Origin of the sequence: Flavobacterium sp. (genome assembly GCF_004211145.1) — a bacterium.
Taxonomy (GTDB): domain Bacteria; phylum Bacteroidota; class Bacteroidia; order Flavobacteriales; family Flavobacteriaceae; genus Flavobacterium.
Genome location: NZ_SEBS01000012.1, coordinates 80,545 through 104,950, shown reverse-complemented (window position 1 = coordinate 104,950; position 24,406 = coordinate 80,545). Strand labels below are relative to the sequence as shown.

Genomic DNA, 24,406 nt, shown 5'->3' with positions numbered 1-24,406 from the left:
TTAGTAAAGTAGTTAAACTACAAGTTAAGGGAGGTGCTGCGAACCCGTCGCCACCGGTTGGACCTGCTTTGGGAGCTGCTGGGGTTAACATCATGGAGTTCTGTAAGCAGTTCAACGCTAGAACACAAGATAAACCCGGCAAGATTTTACCGGTACAAATTACCGTGTACAAAGACAAATCGTTTGATTTTGTCGTAAAAACTCCTCCTGCTGCCGTCCAGTTAATGGACGCTGCGAAGCTAAAGTCTGGATCAGGTGAGCCTAATCGTAAGAAAGTGGCAAGCGTTACTTGGGACCAAATCAAAACTATCGCTGATGATAAAATGGCAGATTTGAATGCCTTTACCATCGAGAAAGCTATGAGCATGGTTGCCGGTACTGCAAGGTCAATGGGTATAACTGTAACAGGAGACGCTCCGTTCTAATCTAGCAAGAAGACATGGCAAAATTGACAAAGAAGCAAAAAGAAGCTGCTTCGAAAATCGAAAAAAACAAACTGTACTCTTTGAAGGATGCTTCAGGATTGATCAAACAGATCGCTTCTGCAAAATTCGACGAGTCTGTTGATATCGCTGTTCGTCTTGGAGTAGATCCAAGAAAAGCGAATCAAATGGTACGTGGTGTAGTTACACTTCCACACGGAACTGGAAAAGACGTTCGCGTTCTCGCGCTCGTTACTCCAGACAAAGAGGCCGAAGCTACTGCAGCCGGTGCTGATTTCGTTGGAATGGACGAATACCTACAAAAAATCAAAGATGGTTGGACCGACGTTGATGTTATCATCACGATGCCGGCCGTCATGGGTAAATTGGGTCCTTTGGGACGTATCCTCGGGCCACGTGGCTTGATGCCAAACCCTAAGACCGGAACCGTTACTATGGACGTTGCGAAAGCAGTAGCCGAAGTAAAAGCCGGTAAGATCGACTTTAAAGTGGACAAAACAGGGATCGTACACGCCGGAATCGGGAAAATTTCTTTCGACGCCGACAAGATTACTGAAAACGCACACGAAATCATTTCAACACTAATCAAACTGAAGCCGACTGCGGCCAAAGGACAATACATCAAAAGCATTCACTTGTCTAGCACAATGAGTCCTGCGATTCCTTTGGATACCAAAGCTGTATAAGTAGTAAAGTTTTTAAATCATGACTAGACAAGAAAAATCACAAGTTATTGAAGACTTAACTGCACAGTTGGCCGGTACGAATGTTGTCTATTTGACTGACATTTCAGGTCTTGATGCAGAAGCGACTTCAAACTTAAGAAGAACGTGCTTTAAAGCGGGTATCACGCTTAGCGTAGTGAAAAATACCTTGCTTGAGAAAGCGATGGAGGCTTCCGAATTCAACTATGGCGAATTGCCGTCGGTTCTTGCAGGGAACTCAGCCATCATGATCGCAGAGAACGGAAACGCTCCTGCAAAAGTGATCAAGGAATTCCGCAAGAAAAGTGACAAGCCTTTGTTGAAAGGTGCTTTCATTCACCATGCGGTATTCATCGGGGACAACCAATTGGATGCCTTGATCGCCCTTAAATCGAAAGAAGAAGTTATCGGAGAAATCGTCGGCCTTCTTCAATCGCCTGCTAAAAATGTTATCTCGGCTCTTAAGTCAGGTGGTAACACGATTGCAGGACTTGTTAAAACTTTATCTGAGAGATAATATTGAAAGATTGAAGGATTTAAAGATTGAAAGATTTGGCCGCATCGGTTTGCCTTTCGACTTTAAGACTTTCGACTTTTAACTCAGATAATTCCCGCCTCGCGCACTATTTATAAATTATATTTTACAAACTATTTAAAACGATAGAAAAAATGGCAGATTTGAAACAATTCGCAGAACAACTAGTTAACCTTACAGTAAAAGAAGTTAACGAACTTGCTACAATCCTTAAAGACGAGTACGGAATCGAGCCTGCAGCTGCTGCTGTAGTTGCTGGTCCAGCTGCTGGTGGTGGCGATGTTGCCGCTGCTGAAGAGCAAACAGAATTCACTGTTGTATTGAAAGATGCAGGTGCTTCTAAACTTGCTGTTGTTAAAGCGGTTAAAGAACTTACTGGTCTTGGTTTGAAAGAAGCAAAAGATCTAGTTGACGCTGCTCCATCAAACGTTAAAGAAGGTGTCTCTAAAGACGAAGCAGAAGGTTTGAAAAAATCTTTGGAAGAAGCTGGAGCTGTAGTTGAGCTTAAATAAGCCCAACCGCTTGAAATAAGCTAGGTTTAGGCCTTGGGAACGCTCCCAAAGGCCTAAACCATTTTTCGTATAATAAACTTAATGTTGATTTTAGGATTTCCTTAAGATTAGAAAACGAGAAACTTTTTGCCCGAATACGAAGACAGAAAACAGATTAACCCACTTTCGGTTTGTTTTCAAAGATGTACCGGGTCTAAAAAAAGAAAGTATTGAATACAGAGTGTTTTACACAAACTACTTTTTTTTAAATCAAAATTTTGTCTATTGATGATAACAAATCAGAATGAAAGATTGAATTTTGCCTCCACTAAGAACATCCCGGCATATCCGGATTTCCTTGATGTTCAGGTAAAATCTTTCAAGGACTTCTTCCAATTGGAAACCAAATCCGACGAAAGAGGCAACGAAGGACTCTACAACACCTTCATGGAAAACTTTCCAATCACTGACACAAGAAATCAGTTCGTATTGGAATTCCTCGATTATTTTGTCGACCCGCCGCGTTATAGCATTCAGGAATGTATTGAAAGAGGTCTGACGTACAGCGTGCCGTTGAAAGCACGTTTGAAATTGTATTGTACAGATCCGGAACATGAAGATTTTGAAACGATTGTGCAGGATGTGTACCTCGGTACGATCCCATACATGACGCCAAGTGGTACGTTTGTTATCAATGGCGCCGAGCGTGTAGTTGTATCGCAGCTTCACCGTTCACCGGGCGTTTTCTTTGGGCAATCTTTCCACGCCAACGGAACCAAGCTTTACTCTGCAAGGGTAATTCCGTTCAAAGGCTCTTGGATCGAATTCGCTACCGACATCAACAATGTGATGTACGCCTACATCGACCGTAAAAAGAAACTACCGGTTACGACGCTTTTCCGTGCTATCGGATTCGAACGTGACAAGGATATCCTTGAAATCTTCGACCTAGCCGAGGAGATCAAAGTATCCAAGACCGGGCTTAAAAAATACATCGGACGCAAATTGGCTGCCCGTGTATTGAATACTTGGCACGAGGATTTCGTTGACGAGGATACTGGAGAAGTAGTGTCTATCGAACGTAACGAGATCATCCTTGACCGCGACACCTTGATCGACAAGGACAATGTTGAGGAAATCATCGAAGCCAACGTAAAATCAATCCTATTGCACAAGGAGGATAACAACCAGGCCGATTACGCCATTATCCACAACACCTTGCAAAAAGACCCGACGAACTCTGAGAAAGAAGCCGTCGAGCACATCTACCGCCAATTGCGTAACGCAGAACCGCCTGATGAGGAAACAGCTCGTGGTATCATCGAGAAGTTGTTCTTCTCAGACCAGCGTTACAACTTGGGTGAAGTAGGTCGCTACAGGATGAACAAAAAGTTGAACCTTGATATCCCGATGGAAAAGCAAGTCTTGACCAAAGAAGATATCATCACCATAGTAAAATACCTTATCGAACTCATCAACTCAAAAGCTGAGATCGATGATATCGACCACTTGTCAAACCGTCGTGTACGTACTGTTGGTGAGCAATTATCACAGCAGTTCGGAGTTGGTCTTGCCCGTATGGCGAGAACGATCCGTGAGCGTATGAACGTTCGTGACAACGAGGTATTTACACCGATCGATTTGATCAACGCGAAAACACTTTCGTCAGTAATCAACTCGTTCTTCGGAACCAACCAGTTGTCTCAGTTCATGGACCAGACAAACCCGCTAGCCGAGATCACGCACAAGCGTCGTCTATCAGCACTTGGGCCAGGCGGTCTGTCACGTGAGAGAGCAGGATTTGAGGTTCGAGATGTTCACTATACGCACTACGGTCGTTTGTGTCCGATCGAAACTCCTGAAGGTCCGAACATCGGTCTGATCTCGTCACTCGGCGTATATGCTAAAGTGAACGGAATGGGCTTCATCGAAACGCCTTACCGCTTGGTTACTGACGGTAAAGTCGATTTGAAAGCTGAGCCGATCTATCTTTCTGCTGAAGAAGAAGAAGGAAAATTGATCGCCCAGGCGAATATTGAAATGGACAACGACGGAAAAATCACCGCCGACCGTGTTATCGCACGTGAAGAAGGAGATTTCCCGGTTGTAGAACCGAGCGTTATCCATTATACTGACGTTGCCCCGAACCAGATCGCATCGATCTCGGCTTCATTGATTCCATTCTTGGAACACGATGATGCGAACCGTGCGCTCATGGGATCGAACATGATGCGTCAGGCCGTGCCATTGTTGCGTCCTGAAGCTCCGATCGTTGGAACCGGTCTTGAAAGACAAGTTGCTTCCGATTCACGTGTTTTGATCAATGCCGAAGGCGACGGAGTCTGCGAATACGTTGATGCCAACATCATCACGATCAAGTATGACCGCACTGATGAGGAGCGTTCGGTATCTTTCGATCCAGATGAGAAGACTTATAACCTGATCAAATTCCGTAAGACCAACCAAAGTACTTCGATCAACCTGAAGCCGATCGTCCGCAAAGGCGACCGCGTGAAATTGGGTCAAGTGCTGTGTGAAGGTTATGCGACCCAAAACGGTGAGCTTGCTCTCGGCCGTAACCTACAAGTGGCGTTCATGCCATGGAAAGGCTACAACTTCGAGGATGCGATCGTAATCAGTGAGAAAGTAGTCCGTGACGATATCTTTACATCGATCCACGTCGACGATTACTCATTGGAAGTACGTGATACAAAATTGGGTAATGAGGAATTGACGAACGACATCCCGAACGTTTCTGAAGAGGCTACGAAAGACCTCGATGAAAACGGTATGATCCGAATCGGAGCCGAAGTGAAACCTGGCGATATCCTTATCGGGAAAATCACGCCTAAAGGTGAATCCGATCCGACTCCTGAAGAGAAATTGCTTCGTGCGATCTTCGGTGACAAAGCCGGCGACGTGAAAGATGCTTCATTGAAAGCGTCTCCATCATTGCACGGTGTCGTACTCGATAAAAAATTGTTCGCAAGAGCGGTAAAAGACAAGCGCAAGCGTACCAAAGACAAAGATGATCTGGGATCGCTCGAGATGGAATTCGAAGTGAAATTCGTCGAGTTGAAAGACAAGCTTGTCGATAAATTGTTCAACATCGTAAACGGAAAGACTTCTCAGGGAGTCATGAACGATTTGGGTGAGGAAGTTCTTCCGAAAGGAAAGAAATACACGCTCAAAATGCTTCACGCCGTCGAAGATTTCGCTCACCTTTCAAAAGGTCAGTGGGTTGCCGATGACGAGACGAACAAGTTAGTAAACGATTTGATCCACAATTACAAGATCAAATTGAACGACTTGCAAGGTGCATTGCGTCGCGAGAAGTTCACGATTACAGTCGGTGATGAATTGCCTGCCGGAATCCTGAAACTTGCCAAAGTGTACATCGCCAAGAAACGTAAATTGAAAGTAGGAGATAAGATGGCGGGTCGCCACGGTAACAAAGGTATCGTTGCCCGAATCGTCCGCGAAGAAGACATGCCGTTCCTCGAAGACGGAACTCCTGTAGATATCGTATTGAACCCGCTTGGTGTACCATCGCGTATGAACATCGGTCAGATCTACGAAACAGTTCTTGGATGGGCAGGAAAACGCCTCGGACGTAAATTCGCAACGCCTATTTTCGACGGAGCTTCACTTGACCAGATCAATGAATTGACCGACGAAGCGCAAATCCCAAGATTTGGACATACGTATCTGTATGACGGAGGAACAGGAGAACGTTTCCACCAGCCGGCAACCGTAGGAGTTATCTACATGCTGAAACTGGGACACATGGTCGACGATAAGATGCACGCGCGTTCTATCGGTCCATACTCGCTTATCACGCAGCAACCGCTTGGTGGTAAGGCACAGTTTGGAGGTCAGCGTTTCGGGGAGATGGAAGTTTGGGCACTCGAGGCGTACGGCGCTTCATCTACATTGCGTGAAATTTTGACTGTGAAGTCAGATGACGTGATCGGACGTGCCAAGACTTACGAATCTATCGTGAAAGGTGAGTCTATGCCAGAACCGGGTCTTCCGGAATCATTCAACGTATTGATGCACGAATTGAAAGGTTTGGGGCTTGATATCCGTTTGGAAGAATAATTAACAATGAACAATTGACAATTGACAATGCACAGCGGCGTCAATTGTCAATTATCAATTATCAATTGTCAATTGCATCCTTATGACTATGATGAATAACAGAAACAATAATAAAGACAAGAACCCAATCAAAAGGTTCGATAAAATCTCAATCGGTCTTGCTTCGCCTGAATCTATTCTGGCAGAGTCGCGTGGTGAGGTTTTGAAACCCGAAACGATCAACTATCGTACGCACAAGCCGGAGCGTGATGGTTTGTTCTGTGAGCGTATCTTTGGACCTGTAAAGGATTTCGAATGTGCTTGCGGTAAATACAAACGCATCCGTTACAAGGGAATCGTGTGCGACCGTTGTGGTGTCGAGGTTACTGAGAAAAAAGTACGTCGCGACAGAGTCGGTCACATCAATTTGGTGGTGCCGATCGCGCACATCTGGTACTTCCGTTCGCTTCCGAACAAGATCGGTTATATCTTGGGTCTTCCTTCGAAGAAACTCGACATGATCATCTATTACGAGCGTTACGTCGTGATCCAGGCCGGTATCGCCAAGAATCCTGACGGGGAATCGCTTTCACGTCTCGACTTCCTTACCGAAGAAGAATATTTGAACATCCTCGATACGCTTCCGCAAGAGAATCAGTATCTGGACGACAACGATCCGAACAAGTTCATCGCCAAAATGGGTGCCGAATGTATCATGGATTTGTTGGCTCGCACTGACCTTGATGCTTTGTCATACGACTTGCGTCACAGCGCGAACAACGAGACGTCGAAACAACGTAAGACTGAGGCGTTGAAGCGTCTTCAGGTTGTAGAATCGTTCCGTGAGTCGAACCTGAACCGCGAGAATCGTCCTGAGTGGATGATCATGAAAGTCGTTCCGGTAATCCCACCTGAATTGCGTCCGTTGGTGCCGCTTGACGGTGGTCGTTTCGCAACGTCCGATTTGAATGACCTTTACCGTCGTGTGATCATCCGTAACAACCGTTTGAAGCGATTGATGGAGATCAAAGCTCCTGAAGTAATCCTTCGTAACGAGAAGCGTATGTTGCAGGAATCGGTGGATTCCTTGTTCGACAACACGCGTAAAGCATCGGCTGTCAAGACTGAATCGAACCGTCCGTTGAAATCCCTTTCGGATTCATTGAAAGGTAAACAAGGTCGTTTCCGTCAGAACTTGCTTGGTAAACGTGTCGATTATTCGGCCCGTTCGGTAATCGTCGTCGGACCTGAATTGAAATTATTCGAATGCGGTCTGCCGAAAGACATGGCCGCCGAATTATACAAACCGTTCGTTATCCGTAAACTCATCGAGCGCGGAATCGTGAAAACGGTTAAGAGTGCCAAGAAAATCATTGACAAGAAAGAGCCTGTAGTTTGGGATATCCTGGAAAACGTGATCAAAGGTCACCCGGTTCTCCTAAACCGTGCGCCTACTTTGCACCGTCTTGGAATCCAGGCGTTCCAGCCGAAACTCATCGAAGGAAAAGCGATCCAGCTTCACCCGTTGGTTTGTACGGCGTTCAACGCGGATTTTGATGGTGACCAGATGGCGGTTCACTTGCCACTTGGGCCTGAGGCTATCCTTGAGGCGCAGTTGTTGATGCTTGCGTCACACAACATCTTGAACCCGGCGAACGGAGCTCCGATTACGGTTCCTTCCCAGGACATGGTTCTTGGTCTGTACTACATGACCAAGGAACGTTTGTCTACACCTGAATTGAAAATCCTGGGTGAAGGTCTGGTATTCTATTCTGCTGAAGAATGTAATATCGCCTTGAACGAAGGACGTGTCGAATTGAACGCCCGCGTGAAAATCCGCGCGAAAGATTTCAACGAAGAAGGTGAATTGGTTTGGAAAATCATCCAGACGACTGCGGGTCGTGTACTCTTTAATGAAGTAGTGCCTGAAGCTGCAGGATATATCAACGAAGTCTTGACCAAAAAATCGTTGCGTGACATTATCGGAAGAATCCTTTCGGTAACCAACGTTCCGACTACGGCTGCCTTCCTTGACAACATGAAAGACATGGGTTACAAATTCGCATTCCGCGGTGGATTGTCGTTCTCTTTGGGCGATATCATCATCCCGGAACGCAAACAGGAACTCATCTCAGATGCGAACGAGCAGGTAGAAGGCATTTCAGCCAACTACAACATGGGTCTTATCACGAACAACGAGCGTTACAACCAGGTTATCGACGTTTGGACTTCTACGAACGCATTGCTTACTGAGCTTGCGATGAAGAACATCCGCGAAGACCAGCAAGGTTTCAACTCGGTGTACATGATGCTTGACTCGGGAGCTCGTGGATCCAAAGAACAGATCCGTCAGCTTACCGGTATGCGTGGTTTGATGGCCAAGCCTAAAAAATCAACCGCCGGTGGTGGGGAAATCATCGAAAACCCGATCCTTTCCAACTTTAAGGAAGGTCTGTCGATCCTTGAATACTTCATCTCGACTCACGGTGCGCGTAAAGGTCTTGCGGATACGGCTTTGAAAACGGCCGATGCGGGTTACCTTACACGTCGTCTCCATGACGTTTCACAAGACGTTATCGTAAACCAAGTGGATTGCGGAACGTTGCGTGGTGTCGAAGTGACAGCGTTGAAGAAAAACGAAGAAATCGTTGAGACTTTGGGCGAGAGAATCCTTGGGCGTGTCGCGCTTCAGGACGTAATCAACCCGTTGAACAACGAAATCCTCATCCACGCCGGAGAGCAGATCACTGAAGCGGTCATGCGCAACATCGAGTCTTCACCGGTTGAAGCCGTCGAAGTTCGTTCGCCACTTACATGTGAATCGATCAAAGGTATCTGCGCGAAATGCTACGGACGTAACCTTGCCACAGGTCGTATGACCCAGAAAGGTGAAGCTGTCGGAGTAATCGCCGCACAGTCGATCGGTGAACCGGGAACACAGTTGACACTTCGTACGTTCCACGTTGGTGGTGTTGCGGGTGGACTTTCAGAAGAATCAAGCATCGTCGCTAAATTCGGTGGTCGTATCGAAATGGAAGATCTTAAAACGGTTAAAGGCGAAGACGGAGAAGGCAATACTGTCGACATCGTAATCTCGCGTTCTACCGAATTGAAATTGATCGACGTTTCAACGGGCATCCTTTTGAGCACGCACAACATTCCTTACGGATCGAGCATCTTTGTAAAAGACGGTGATACTGTCGCCAAAGGAGCGGTAATCTGTAAATGGGATCCATATAACGGGGTTATCATCTCGGAATTTACGGGTAAAATCGCTTACGAAGATCTTGAGCAAGGACAATCGTTCCAGGTTGAGATCGATGAGCAGACCGGATTCCAGGAAAAAGTAATCTCTGAAGGTCGTAACAAGAAATTGATCCCGACGCTTTTGATCTACGGTAAAGACGGTGAATTGATCCGTTCTTACAACCTTCCTGTCGGAGCTCACCTTATGGTTGACGATGGCGAGAAGATCAAGGCTGGTAAAATCCTTGTGAAAATCCCACGTCGTTCGTCTAAAGCGGGCGATATCACGGGAGGTCTTCCACGTATTACCGAGCTTCTCGAAGCGCGTAACCCGTCGAACCCGGCTGTCGTTTCTGAAATCGACGGTGTGGTCTCGTTCGGAAAAATCAAACGTGGTAACCGCGAGATCGTCATCGAATCCAAATTTGGTGATATCCGTAAATACTTGGTGAAATTATCCAACCAGATCTTGGTTCAGGAGAATGACTTTGTGAAAGCCGGTGTTCCTTTGAGCGACGGTGCGATCACGCCTGAAGATATCTTGAGAATCCAAGGACCGTCTGCAGTTCAGCAGTACTTGGTCAACGAGATCCAGGAAGTGTACCGCTTGCAAGGGGTTAAGATCAACGACAAGCACTTTGAGGTCGTCATCCGCCAGATGATGCGTAAAGTACAAGTCCAGGATCCGGGAGATACGTTGTTCCTTGAAGACCAACTCATCCACACGAAAGACTTTATCGTCGAAAACGATAAGCTTTATGGAATGAAAGTAGTCGAGGACGCCGGAGATTCTGAAAACCTCAAACCGGGCCAAATCGTTTCTCCACGTGACTTGCGCGACGAAAACTCGCTCTTGAAACGCAACGACAAGAACTTGGTTACGGCGCGTGACATCATCACGGCTACGGCGACTCCGATATTGCAAGGTATCACACGTGCGTCGTTGCAGACCAAATCGTTCATCTCGGCGGCTTCCTTCCAGGAAACGACAAAAGTATTGAACGAGGCGGCCGTTGCAGGAAAAGTGGATTACCTCGAAGGTCTGAAAGAAAACGTAATCGTAGGCCACCGTATCCCGGCCGGTACAGGTATGCGTGAGTACGACCAGACAATCGTAGGTTCGAAAGAAGACTACAACGAGATGATGGCTAACAAAGAAGAATACAATTACTAGTCATGGCCGAGCAGAATCAAAATCCGCAAGGACAAATCAACATCGAGCTCGACGAGGCGACCGCTGAAGGAATTTACTCCAACCTGGCGATCATCAATCACTCGGCATCCGAATTCGTGATGGACTATGTCTGCATCATGCCCGGAACGCCAAAGGCAAAAGTAAAATCGAGGATCATTTTGACGCCTCAACATGCCAAGAGGTTACTCAAGGCGTTGGCCGAGAACATCAGCCGATTTGAACAGGCCCATGGCGACATAAAAGAGTTCGAACAACCTAATATTCCGCTCAATTTCGGTCCGACCGGACAAGCGTAATCAGGTTATCAATAGAAAAAAGGCTGCAAAATTTTGCAGCCTTTTTTATTTATGCCATTTTTTGAGGTGCATTTCGTCGATAATTCGGCAAAAAATTAGCTATAAAACTCTAATTATCAACACGAAAACGTTGTAGTGAACTAAAGTCAATTTATTTATGCTAAGGAATTGTTAATTTATTTAATTTAGGTGCGCCAAATCCGACATAAAAAATCGAATGTAAAGTCGGAAGATGTTGAATGAAACTAACTTAATGTTTATGAAGAAAACTTTACTAGCGTCAGTAGCTGTCCGAAAATTTGGGACTCTATTGTTATTTTTGCTTTGCAGTGTTGCCGGCTGGTCACAGAATGTGTTCAGTGGTGAACCGGTGCAATGGGCCGGGCGGCCGAACGGTTATGCGACCACGCCTTACAATTCCGATTACCGCACTTTAGGGTATCGGAAAATTTCTACCACGACTTCCAATCCTTCTGATGGTCGCGGCCAATGGTCGACCACCATCAATGTCCAGCCAACTGGCGGAAACGTCGCTCCTGACAACATGCCGGGCGGTGGCGGAGCAGGATGGTTGCTTATTTCAGGCCCGTCCTCAAACCGTTTCCAGAACAAATGGAACTTCAACGGTGTCGGACAGGCGGGATTGAACAGCATCAACAACGTCATCAAGCAAGATGGCGGCCAGGATATGGGACTCAACATGGGAACCGCCGGTTATTACACGTTCAACATGCGCGATGCGGGTTATGTAAGTACCGACGTTTTCATCGGCTATACGTCGGCCGCACCGGTAACGGTGACGCGTTCGGGTCAAACCGTAAATGCCGGAACCGCGACTATCGCGATCACGTCGAGTGCCGCGCCTTCATCGGGCGAAGGGATTTTCGTGCGCTACCGCGTCGGATCGAATGACTTTACAAGTTCAACGGCTGTGGTCCAGGCTACGGGTTCGGGAACTTCATGGTCAGCAAGCGTTCCTGTGTCAAACTGTAGTGCCGTATATTATTACGTGTTCACGAGTACTGCGACGCTATCCCAGATCACGGGTTACAGCGAGACTTTGCGCTCACTTTCGGCCTTGCGTTACGACGACTCTTTCGGAGCGAACTATTCATTTACGCCATCCTCGACGACATATTATCTCGACAACGACGGCGATACTTACGGGAACCCGGCGATCACGCAGACAAGTTGCACAGGTTCGGCTCCGATCGGATATGTTTCAAACAACACCGACTGTAACGACAGCAACGGTTCGATCTATACCAATTCACCGATTTATGTCGACAACGACGCTGATAATTATGATTCGGGACTATTGGCGATTTGCCACGGTGCCGCCGAACCGACAGGTTTTTCTTTCATAACCAACGGAACGGATTGTAACGACAACAATGCTTTACTTTATCGTACAGGTTTATTTTACACCGATGTTGACGGAGACGGTTACAGTGTCGGCAACGCACAAGCGGTATGTTACGGAGCGGCGAGCCCAACAGGCTATACTGCGACTTTCGTAGGCAATGACTGCAACGACAACAACAATAGCGTATTCCAATCAGGTACTTTATACGGAGACAACGATGGCGACGGATATAACGACGGAAACGCCGAAGTTACGTGCTACGGAGCAACTGTTCCCGCAGGTTACACGAATGTCGACCTCGGTCTTGACTGCGACGATGGCGACAATACGGTCAATCCGGCCGCCCAGGAAGTGGCGTGCAATGGCATCGACGATAACTGCGACGGCTTTACCGATGAAGATCTGGTTTGCCAAAACGGCGGCGAATACGTAAGCGAAGATTGCGGATGTAACTGTCCTGCAGGTTTCACGGGAACACTTTGCCAAACTCCGGTTGGAGGTTGCGATACGTATTATGCCGATGCCGATGACGATACGTTCGGTAATCCTGCGGTAAGCGTCGTGTCATGTACAGGCGCACCTGCCGGTTATGTATCGAACAGCGACGACTGCGACGATTCGGCGGTTTATTATTTCGACAACGACGGAGACGGATTCGGATCAAACGAATTCGTTGCCTGCGAGGAAGACGGAGTTCCAAACAACAGCGATTGCGATGACGAGGAATTTACGTTCGCCGATCTTGATGGCGACGGTTTCGGGTCAAACGACCTGGTTCCTTGCGGCGTTTACAATAACGAAGATTGCGACGATACGACAATTCTTTACGCCGACGGTGACTTAGACGGTTTCGGTTCAGATGTAACGGTAGCTTGCGACGGTGTTGCGAATAGCGACGATTGCGACGACGCGGTCCTTTATTTCGTCGATGCTGACGCCGATGGTTTCGGTTCAACGATACCTTCAGCGTGCAGCGGTATAACCACGAACACGGATTGCGACGATTCGGCCGTTCTTTATGCCGACAATGATGCAGACGGTTTCGGTTCGGATATAATCGTGGCATGCGACGGCGTCACGAACTCTGACGACTGCGACGATTCTGCCGTGGTTTATGTAGACAATGACGGAGACGGCTTCGGGTCAAGCATAACCGCAGCCTGTACAGGTGTAAACAACTCCGATGACTGCGACGATAACGCGATTCGCTACCAGGATAACGACGCCGACGGTTTCGGTTCAGATGTCATGATAGCTTGTGGCGGCGTTGCCAACAGCGACGATTGCGACGACACTTTACTGCTTTTCGTTGACAACGACGGAGACGGTTTCGGAAACGGCGTGTACGCGGCCTGCGAAGGCGTGGAAAACGCAAGCGACTGCGATGACAATACGTTATTGTATGCTGATACTGACAACGACGGTTTCGGATCTGACGTTGCGGTTGCATGTGACGGTGTTTCGAACAGCGATGACTGCGACGACACTGCGGTGCTTTACCAAGATAACGACAACGACGGATTCGGTTCTTTCGTTCCGGTTGCGTGCGGCGGCGTGGATAACAGCGACGACTGCGACGACAATATGGTCATGTTTGCCGATGACGACAACGATGGTTTCGGGTCAAACGTGACGGTTGCGTGCGACGGTGTGACGAACAGCGACGATTGCGACGACGATTTGTTGGTTTATTCCGATAACGATAATGACGGTTTCGGATCGGACACATTCGTGGCCTGTCTGCAAGACGGTGTTGCGAACAGCGACGATTGCGACGACAATTCACTTCTTTACGCCGATGTTGACGGTGACGGTTTCGGGTCAGACGTTTTCGCGGCCTGTATCGGTGTTGCGAACAGCGACGATTGCGATGACGCCTTGTTGATCTATACTGATAACGACAACGACGGTTTCGGATCGGATACGTTCGTAGCCTGTATCGAAGACGGTGTTGCGAACAGCGATGACTGCGACGATAATTCTTTACTTTATACGGATAACGACGGAGACGGTTTCGGATCGGATACGTTCGCGGCTTGTAACGGTGTTGCGAACAGCGATGACTGTAACGACAACTTGTTGATCTATGTCGACAACGACAACGACGGTTTCGGATCGGATACATTCGTAGCCTGTCTTGAAAACGGTGTTGCCAACAGCGACGATTGCGACGACAGTTTGGTTCTGTATGCCGACAACGATAACGACGGCCTCGGTTCGAACGTAATGGTTGCGTGCAACGGTGTTGAAAACAGCGACGACTGCGACGACAACGACGATACGAATGCAACTTTGGGAACATTCTACCTCGATGCTGACAACGATGGATTCGGCGATGCTTCCATTTCGGTGGTTGCTTGCGTCCAACCGCTCGGATATGTGTCGAACAACACAGACTGCGACGACACGGACGACACGAAAAATCAAATCTATACGTTCTATGTCGACAACGACGGCGATTTGTACGGTTCAAATACAGCTGCAAACGTCTGTGCTTTGAACGCCCAGACCGCGCCGGCCGGTTATTCGACCAACAATATCGATTGTAACGACAACGATTCGATGTCGTACACGTTCAGCACATTATTTGTCGACAACGACGCCGACGGATACGACGACGGTTCGCTTGGCGTTTGCCACGGGCTTACGACTCCTGCAGGATTCTCGGCCACCACGGATGGCGAAGACTGCGACGATACTAATCCGAACATCTTTACAAGCAGCGTTCTGTTCGTGGATGTTGACGGCGACGGTTACACGAACGGAAGCCAGACGGTTTGTCACGGCCTCGGAACTCCGGCAGGTTATGCCACGACATCGGCGGGTGCTGACTGCAACGATACGAATAACGCGGTTTACCAGAGCGCGAACCTTTACGTAGATTTCGATCAGGACAATTACAGCGGCGGAAACCAGGAAACGGTTTGTTACGGCGCGACTGTTCCAGCAGGTTATCTGGTAACGGCAACGGCTGTTGACTGCGATGATGCCGACGCTTCGGTACATCCGGGTGCGACTGAGGTTCTTGGTAACGGAATCGACGATGATTGTGATGGAGATACTGACGAAGGAACTGCGGTCACGACCGTTATTTCGCCTTCTCAATGTGGAACGACTTTGCCTACCATCAGCACATTGATCGGTGCGATAAGTGTTCCGAACGCCACGGCTTACAGGTTCCGGGTCAGGAATACGACTACGAACCAAGTACAGACAATCGTAAGGACGAACCATTATTTCTCAATGACATCGTTGCCTGTTTACGACTACCAGACGACGTATTCAATAGACGTTGAATTGCAGATCAGCGGTGCTTGGCAATCGGTTTACGGCGAAAGCTGTCTTATTACGACGCCTCCTGTAGTTAGCGGAGGTGCGGCAATCGCCCCGGCTCAATGCGGTATCACATTGCCTGCGATCAGTACGCTAATCGCGACTCAGAGTGTGGCCGGAGTTACCGGATACCGATTCCGTATCACGAATACGACCGATATTTCAGCTCCTAACCAAGTCCAGGTCATCGACCGCGCGACGCATTGGTTCGGGTTGACGATGTTGGCAAACTACAATTACGGAACTACGTATGCGATTGAAGTCGCTGTGAAAACTACAGGCGGATTCCAATCGTTTGGTCCTGCTTGCGCGGTTTCTACACCTGCCATCCCTACTTTGGCATCGTATTGCGACGGCGTGATCCCGAACAAGAATACGCTTATCGCCACTACGAGTCTTAACCGAGTAACTACGTATCGTTTTGAGGTGACTAACCTCAATAACGGAACCACTACGGTTATCGACCGCAATTTGCACTATTTCTCTTTCGCCCAAGTGCCGAACTATGAGCCTGGCGCTCCATATGCGGTACGAATCGCGTTGATGGTGACGGGTTACTGGTCTCCATTTGGAGAAGCTTGCGTGGTCACGTCTCCAGGAGCGGCAAGAGGCGAATTTGCCGATGAGCAAGTCGCATCACTTACGTTCCGTGCGGTCGCTTACCCGAATCCATACGCCGAAGGTTTTGCCCTCGATATGGACACGACGAGCGACGAGCGAATAGGAGTGAAGGTCTATGATATGGTTGGAAAATTGCTTGACAACCGAGAATTCGCAGCAGACGCGATTGAAACGGAACAATTTGGAGTTAGGTATCCGTCAGGAGTTTATAACGTGATCGTAACGCAAGGAGCGACCGTGAAAACCCTGCGCGTGATCAAAAGATAGTTGTGTTGTTTTTTTTTGAAAAAGACCTCTTTCGGAAACGAAGGAGGTTTTTTTTATGGATTCAATGTTTTGTAGTGTAATAAATTAAATAACAAATAATTAATTCTTTTGAACTCCAAGATGTTAATTAATGTTCTAAATTTACGTCCTGCTTTTGCGATGATACCACGGGTTAATAAGACTATGTCGCGAATTCACATCCAAACCTAAATTTAATCCTCGATTATGATTAAAAAATTATTTTATTCTACTTCAAGTTTACGATTTTCGATTTCGTTTGTTTTAGCTTTCTTTTTCCTGTCGACCGGAATTCTTTCTGCGCAACAGGTAATTGGTTCGTTTCCGCAGATGGACGGCGGATTCGAAGGGCAGACGACAGGACCCGCAGTGGTCCTCGGTTCGGTCCCGACAGGTACGCAAAGGACTGATTGGACTGTTCAGAATGCCGCAGCTACAGCAACCATAAATGCGACAGGCGGACGTTCGGGCGGCAAATACTTAACGTTTGGATCGGCCGCAGGTACAGCATACAGAATGCAATCCCCAACTGCAGCGGCTTCCGCGATTGTGAATACAACAGCTTATACCGTGCAATTGTACTACAGGATTCCTACCGGTACGACAGCCGCAACAAATATTCAACGTGGTATTTCACCCGACGGAACTACGGCGCCAGGAACATATACGACCAATAATACGTTACCGGTCAATGGAAATGCATGGACGCAAGTACAAGTTGCTCAAACATCTGGAAGTTCATCTAATGCGCCCAAATACGGCATCGGTATTATTCGTTACAATACGACCAGTACGGTCAATGTCGAATTTGACGACTTTGTTATATACGCCGGAGCAGCCGATAACACAGCGCCAGCCTCAGCCGGTGCCGCAACCGTGAGTAACGCCACGACTTCGTCACTCGACGTGTCATGGGGTGCGTCGGCAAGCGTTGACGGAGGCGGTTATGTGGTAGTTCGTTACGCCGTAAATCCAAACGCCGATAACGATCCGAACCAACAAGGGATTTATGCCGTCGGCAATACGACAACGAATGGGACGGGCGCCCTTGTCGGAACTATTCGCTATACAGGGACGGGGACATCGTTCACCGACAACGTCGGGCTTGTGGCGGGAACACAATATTGGTATAAAGTCTATACGGTTGACAAAGCGTTCAACTACTCTACTGAAGTTTCTGCAACCGGACTTACGATTTCAAGCGGAAGTTTGACGCCTCCGACATTAACGGCAGCTGCCGGCGCCACCGTCGATGCGGCATTCAACGTGACATTTACCGATGACGCGGCATGGCGTTCAGCGATTACAGGAGTCAATGTAAACGGAACGGCGTTGACAGCCGGTTATAGCGTAGCTTCGGGTCAAATCGTATTTACGCCTTCAGCTTCGGTTCCGGCTTCATTATTACAGACTTCGGGTTCAAAAACAATCGTCGTTTCAGCTACGGGATATTCGACGGCCACGGTCACTCAAAATATCGGTGCGGGTATCGCGAATAAGCTCGCGATAACTACACAACCCGCGGCTCCGCCAACTAACGGCGCACTCTTGGCAACGCAGCCGGTCGTGGTTATCCAGGATCAATATGGAAATTTGACATCGAGCACGTTGTCAGTAGGTGCGGCCGTTGGCGCAGGAACATGGACACTTGGAGGAACGACCCCCGTAACAGCCGTTTCGGGATCAGCGTCATTTACGAATCTTACCGCGACGAGTACGGCAGCGGTTACGGGAGCTACGATCGCTTTTTCGGCGACAGGGCTTACTGGCGTGACGTCGAACGGATTCAACATCCCGGTTCCGGCTCCCGCAAACGATAATTGCGCGGGTGCGATCAACCTTACGGTAGATGCGGCCGCGGTCTCGGGAACTTTTGCAGGTTCATCGCCAATGACAGGTTCGACGCGACCTGACGTATTCTTTATGTTTACGCCGACCGTGACGGGAACTCACACCATAACAGTCAACAACTTTAGTGTCGCGAACGACAAGGATATTTACGTATACAGTGTTTGCCCTGCGACGTATTCGACCACTACGAACGTTGTCGCTTCGGGCGTCTTGACAGATAATGTTTCCGAAACGGCTACTGCAACTTTTACCGCTGGAACTTCTTATAAGATTTTAGTACAGGATTACAACAGCGCAGGCGGAACATTTTCAATTGCGGTTACCGGTCCGCCAGCATCGCTTGCCGTAACTCCGGCAGCCTTGACTTTTGCGAATCAGGCCGTTCTGACTTCTTCGACGGGTCAACCATTTTCGCTTTCGGGATCAGCTCTTACGGGCGCGCCCGGAGTGATCACGATTACGGCTCCAAATGCGAACTTCGAAGTTTCAAACAATAACAGCACTTGGGGAGCGACGACGACGGTTTCGTATACTTCCGCAACCTTGTCGGCTACAAATGTCTATGTGCGTTTCGCGCCTCAGACGGTTGGAGCCAAAACAGGAAATGTAACCATAAGCGGTGGCGGAGCGACAACTCCTCCAACGGTTGCGGTCAGCGGAACGGGAAGCTTGTCGGCTCCGGTTGCGGCCTTGCCTACGAATATCGGAACAAATCAATTCGATGCCAATTGGAGCGCGCAAGCAACGGGTTATTCGCTTGATGTAAGCCTTTCGTCTACTTTCGGAACGCCTGCCCAGGTTTTGAATGAAAGTTTTACTGCTGCGACATTTCCACCGACAGGCTGGACTAATACAGGTTGGGCAAGAAGCACGACAAATGGGGATTTTTTATCGACGCCAGCTGCTGCGGTAGGAAATTCGAATTCGGGAACTTTGACAACGTCTGCCGTAAGCAATCCTTCACTACTCACGTTTTACTTGGGACGTTCAGGAAATACGACAGCAAAAACACTTGACATCGAAGTGTCGACTACAAGCCAGACGACGGGCTTTGCCGTAGTTGCTACCTACGATCACAACAATGTGCCGTCGGCTTCCTACAATCAATATACCGTCGACTTGTCGGCTTATTCATCATTCCCGAATGTATATATTCGTTTCGTGAAAACATCGGCGACGACTTCTCCGTGGAGACTCGATGATGTCGTAGTAAACGGTTTGATTCCATCGTTCGTCACGGGATACAATGGTTTGGCTGTAAACGGAACGACTCAAACTGTTTCAGGACTTGCTCCTTACACGACGTATTATTACCGCGTCCGTGCGACCAGCGGTGCTGAAGCTTCTCCAAATTCCAATACGCAATCGGTAACGACGTTGCCTGAAACCGTAATCTGGAACGGAACATCATGGTCTAACGGAACGGGTCCTGACTTTAGCAAGCAGGCTGAAATCCAAGGCGCGTACAGCACGACTCCAAACGGTGATTTCACGGCATTGAAACTTACGCTCACGTCAGGTTCGCTTACCGTATCAAGCGGTACGAACGTCACGGTCGTAAACGACGTCGTAAATAACCTTGCGGCTACGGCTTTCGTGATAGAAAACAATGGAAGTTTTATACAGGTCAATGACGTAGCAAACACGGGTAACGCGACGGTAAAACGATCAAGTGCAGCGTTGATGCGTTTGGATTATACGTTGTGGTCGTCTCCGGTCGAGAGCCAGAACCTTTTGGCTTTTTCATCAGCAACTACGCCATCTCGTTTTTACACTTATAATTCGGCGACTAACGAATACAACACGATCGTGCCGTCGACGAACAGTTTCGATGCGGCTACCGGTTATTTGATCCGTATGCCGAACAACCACCCGACGACACCTGCGACCTGGATGGGAACATTTACGGGAAAACCTCACAACGGTGCATATTCGGTAACGGTTGCGAACAATACATACAATGCGGTCGGTAATCCATATCCGTCGGTTATCGATGCCGATCTGTTCATGAATGCGAACGGAATTACCGAAGCTTTATACTTCTGGAGAAAAACCAATAACGCCACCACGACTTCATACGCTACATATACATTGGCCGGAGGAACCGGAACGCAATCCAATCCGGGCGATCCACTCAATCTTGTTCCGAACGGTTTCATTCAAACAGGACAAGGATTCATCGCACGCTCGACGTCGACCTCATTGACGTTCAACAACAGCATGCGTGTTTCAAACTTCGACAACCAATTCCTGCGTGCCAGTTCTGCGGAACGTCACCGTATCTGGTTGAACCTTACGAACACCGATGGTCTTTTCAGCCAGACGATGGTCGCCTACATGCAAGGCGCGACGCAAGGAATCGATGCGGCAATCGACGGCCGTTTCTTTAACGACAGCCAAAACGCACTTACTTCAATTGTAGCCGATGAAGAATTCGCGGTTCAGGGCCGAAGCCTTCCTTTCGCGACGTCAGATGTCGTGCCACTAGGTTTCAAAACGGAAACTGCGGGTAACTTCTCGATCTCGATCGATCACGTGGATGGTCTGTTCAGCGAAGGGCAAGAGGTTTTCCTGCGCGATAATTCAAATAACACTGTTCATAATTTGAACGATGCAACTTATACGTTTGCATCGGAAGCGGGTGTTTTCAATTCGCGTTTCGATATTGTGTATGACAGCGCGCTTTCAGTTGGCGATCCGATTGAAGCGAAATCGAACGTTATCGTTTACAAGCAAAACCAACAATTGGTCGTGAACAGCGCGAATGCGACAATGTCGTCAGTAAAAGTGTATGATATTTCAGGTCGATTGATTTTCGAACAATTGCAGATCGATTCATCGGAATATAAATTTACGCCGACATCAGCAAATCAAGCGTTGCTTATTCGCGTTACGTTGGTCGACGGCACGTCGGTCATAAAGAAAATTGCCTATTAATCATGTAGTACATCGATAAAAGAAGCCCTTTCCAAACGAAAGGGCTTTTTTGTTGGAACATATTTATATATTTGCGCATTGTAACAAAATGTTAATTTGTAAGTAGTTGCAGTTTCTGAATAGTTATGTTCCGCACTTTATTACAAAGGTTTACCTAATTTTTTATATCGACTTTATGAAAAGAAGATTACTTGATTCTCTAAATTCCGGGTTTGTTTTTGGGAAGAAATTCAACGTTGCTCAGGCGGCGATTGGAATTTTAATGATGTTGACGACGGCCTTTTCTTTTGCGCAAACTGCTGCTTCGGCAACTTGGGCTGGAACTGCAAATTTAAATGCGGTCGTTACCGGTGCGGTTACCGGTGCTGCCGCGACGCAAACCACATCATATAGAGCGATCGTCCAAAGCGGATCTTGTGCATCGGCAACATCGTCGGTCGCAACCATTACGGTCAACCCGGCTGCGGTTGGTGGAACGGTTTCAGATTCGGCTTCGGTTTGCTCAGGCAACAATGCGGGAACCCTTTCGCTTTCAGGTTATTCGGGAACCATCACAGGATGGGAATCGTCTACGAACAACTTCGCGACTGCAGGAACTCCGATCGCGAACACGACGACGTCATTGACATTTACGAACTTGACGGTTACGACCTCATACCGTGCGGTGATTTCAAGCGGCGTTTGTGCCGTGGCTTACTCGACGTCGGCGACGATCACAGTCGATGTGAACTCGGTTTGGACAGGAACGAACGGAACGTCTTGGCATGATGCAGGCAACTGGTCTTGCGGCGCTGTTCCGACGAGTGTCGTGAACGTTACGATTCCGGTTACGACGAACCAGCCGATCATCGGTGCCGATGCCGAGGCGAACACGCTTACGTTGCAATCGGGAACTACATTGACGTTGCAATCGAACTTCGACTTCCTTGTCGTAGGTGCGATCGCTTCTCAGGGAACATTCACGGTTCAGAACAATGCGAACCTGATCCAGATACTCGATGTCAACAATACAGGAAACATCACCGTGAAACGCACGAGCTCAGCCTTGATGCGCCAGGATTATACACTTTGGTCGTCTCCGGTTGCAAATCAGAACTTGGTGACCTTCTCACCGGCTACGCTTGCAACACGTTTCTACACATACAACACGTTGGCCGACCAATACAACACGATCGCGTCTCCGGGCACGACGACGTTCAATGAGGCGCAAGGTTACCTGATCAGGATGCCGAACAACCACCCAACGACTCCGACAGTTTGGAACGGTTCGTTCACGGGTGAGCCGCACAACGGTAACGCGACTATCGCTTTGACGAACGGTGGCGCAGGATTGCGTTTCAACGCGGTCGGTAACCCGTATCCGTCGGCGATCGACATGAACACTTTCGTGGCCGACAACGAAGACGATATTACAGGTACGCTTTACTTCTGGAGAAAAACGAACAACACGCTTAGCCCAAGTTATTCTTCTTGGACATCGGGCGGTGGATTCGTGAACAACGGAGAATCACAGGTTTTCGATCCGAACGGAATCATCCGAACAGGTCAAGGTTTCTTCGTCGAGGCTTCGGCAACGGGAAGCAGCGTGACTTTCAACAACGGGCAACGCGTCGGCGACAACGCTAACCAGTTCTTCCGCGCGGCTCAGGATATCGAGAGAAACCGTATCTGGCTTAATGCTACGAATACGTCGGGCGCATACAGCCAAACGTTGGTCGGTTATATCACTGGTTCCACGATGGGAATCGACTTTAGCATCGACGGTAAATTCATCAACGACGGAGCGGTCGAGTTCTACTCGCTTATCGACACCGAGCGTTATGCCATCCAAGGCCGTCCGCTTCCATTCGTGGCTGCCGATGTCGTGCCGATGGGCTTCAAGGCGACTGCCGCAGGGCAATATGCAATCGCGATCGACCACGTTGACGGTTTGTTCCTGGGCGATCAGGATATTTACTTGAGAGATAACGTGACGAATGCCGTCCACGATCTGAAATCGGGCGCTTATAATTTCGCGTCGGAAATCGGGACATTCAACTCTCGTTTCGAAGTGATCTACGAAAATTCGTTGGCAGTCCACAATCCTGTTTTCAATGCGAACTCGGTCGTGGTTTACAAGGACGACAAAGGTTTCGTAGTCAACAGCGGAAACATCACGATGGCATCCATTAAAGTATATGACATCAACGGACGCTTGCTTGCGACGATCAAAGACATCAACGCATCTGAGGCCAGGTTCAACGTGACCGAAGCCAATCAGGTGTTGCTGTTCAAGATATTCTCGACCGAAGATCAGGAAATCACCAAAAAGGTGGTGAACTAATCCAAAGCCGAATCAAACAGAAAGCCCTTCCAGCAACGGAAGGGCTTTTTTTATGCGCATTTGTTTCGTAAGCGGTTGATTTTACTGGCATTGGTGGTTTTATAGTCGCTTTTTCGTTCGGTGAAAAACACGTTTCGTCGGGTTAAAATCGCACGAATCGACGAAATGCAGGCTTAAACGAGTTTTTGGGCAGTTTATCGAAATTATTTCCTGACGGTTGGTTGTTGCCGTAGTTTTGACTTGTTGATAAGAAATAAAAAAACAACCAAAATGAAAAACCTGAATTCACTAGTTAATCGTCAAAACATCTTGAACAACACCGCCGACGCTACTGCAATGCGTGTGTTCTTTGTTCTTGTGTTCTTGTTGATGAGCTGTTCAGGAGTTTTCGGACAGAATGCACAAACTGAAGCGAACATCGAAGTTTCTGCAATCGAAAATGTTTCAGTTTCAAATCAAGCGGTTGCCGAGCAAAACACTACGACTTCACAAATGGAGTTGGTGATTTGGTTCATGGGTTCAAAACAAGCTACTCCATCAGCGACAAATGGAACTTCTACGGCGACTACCGCAAAGAAACAATTGATCAACTGCGGTATGACTCCAAACCGTATCTTGAGCCGCACTTTGCTTAAAAAAGCAATGCAGTACGAGAACAACATCGCATAAAGGTTAAATATTTATTTATAATTTTTTAGGT

General features: G+C 48.1%; 11 protein-coding genes. All 11 read left to right on the top strand.

Annotated elements, in window-relative coordinates; translation table 11 throughout:
- Positions 1–425: 50S ribosomal protein L11 (gene rplK / locus EOO50_RS07945; RefSeq protein ID WP_290839101.1), on the top strand; the 425-nt coding region annotated here is incomplete at its 5' end.
- A gap of 14 nt (positions 426–439) precedes the next feature.
- Positions 440–1,129 (top strand): 50S ribosomal protein L1, encoded by a 690-nt coding sequence (gene rplA, locus EOO50_RS07940; protein WP_290839099.1) that lies wholly within the window; start codon positions 440–442, stop codon positions 1,127–1,129.
- 19 nt (positions 1,130–1,148) lie between these two features.
- Positions 1,149–1,664 carry a 50S ribosomal protein L10 gene (gene rplJ, locus EOO50_RS07935; protein ID WP_290839098.1) on the top strand — a complete coding sequence of 172 codons (516 nt, stop codon included), beginning with the start codon at positions 1,149–1,151 and terminating at the stop codon, positions 1,662–1,664.
- Between the two features lie 152 nt (positions 1,665–1,816).
- On the top strand, positions 1,817–2,194 hold the full coding sequence (rplL, locus tag EOO50_RS07930; protein WP_290839097.1) for a 50S ribosomal protein L7/L12: 378 nt from the start codon (positions 1,817–1,819) through the stop codon (positions 2,192–2,194).
- Between the two features lie 267 nt (positions 2,195–2,461).
- On the top strand, positions 2,462–6,274 hold the full coding sequence (rpoB, locus tag EOO50_RS07925; RefSeq protein ID WP_290839096.1) for a DNA-directed RNA polymerase subunit beta: 3,813 nt from the start codon (positions 2,462–2,464) through the stop codon (positions 6,272–6,274).
- A gap of 88 nt (positions 6,275–6,362) precedes the next feature.
- Positions 6,363–10,673: a DNA-directed RNA polymerase subunit beta' gene (gene rpoC / locus EOO50_RS07920; protein ID WP_290839095.1), complete on the top strand. Its 4,311-nt coding sequence runs from the start codon at positions 6,363–6,365 to the stop codon at positions 10,671–10,673.
- Positions 10,674–10,675: 2 nt separating this feature from the next.
- On the top strand, positions 10,676–10,990 hold the full coding sequence (locus tag EOO50_RS07915) for a DUF3467 domain-containing protein (protein ID WP_290839094.1): 315 nt from the start codon (positions 10,676–10,678) through the stop codon (positions 10,988–10,990).
- 259 nt (positions 10,991–11,249) lie between these two features.
- Positions 11,250–16,577 (top strand): T9SS type A sorting domain-containing protein, encoded by a 5,328-nt coding sequence (locus tag EOO50_RS07910; protein ID WP_290839093.1) that lies wholly within the window; start codon positions 11,250–11,252, stop codon positions 16,575–16,577.
- 225 nt (positions 16,578–16,802) lie between these two features.
- The gene (locus EOO50_RS07905; RefSeq protein WP_290839092.1) at positions 16,803–21,383 is read left to right on the top strand and encodes a hemoblobin-interacting domain-containing protein; all 4,581 of its coding nucleotides are present in this window, start codon (positions 16,803–16,805) and stop codon (positions 21,381–21,383) included.
- 175 nt (positions 21,384–21,558) lie between these two features.
- Complete coding sequence (locus EOO50_RS07900; RefSeq protein WP_290839091.1) at positions 21,559–23,706, top strand: hypothetical protein; 2,148 nt, start codon at positions 21,559–21,561, stop codon at positions 23,704–23,706.
- A 270-nt stretch (positions 23,707–23,976) separates the two neighbouring features.
- The gene (locus EOO50_RS07895) at positions 23,977–24,375 is read left to right on the top strand and encodes a hypothetical protein (protein WP_290839090.1); all 399 of its coding nucleotides are present in this window, start codon (positions 23,977–23,979) and stop codon (positions 24,373–24,375) included.
- The last annotated feature ends 31 nt before the right edge of the window (positions 24,376–24,406 follow it).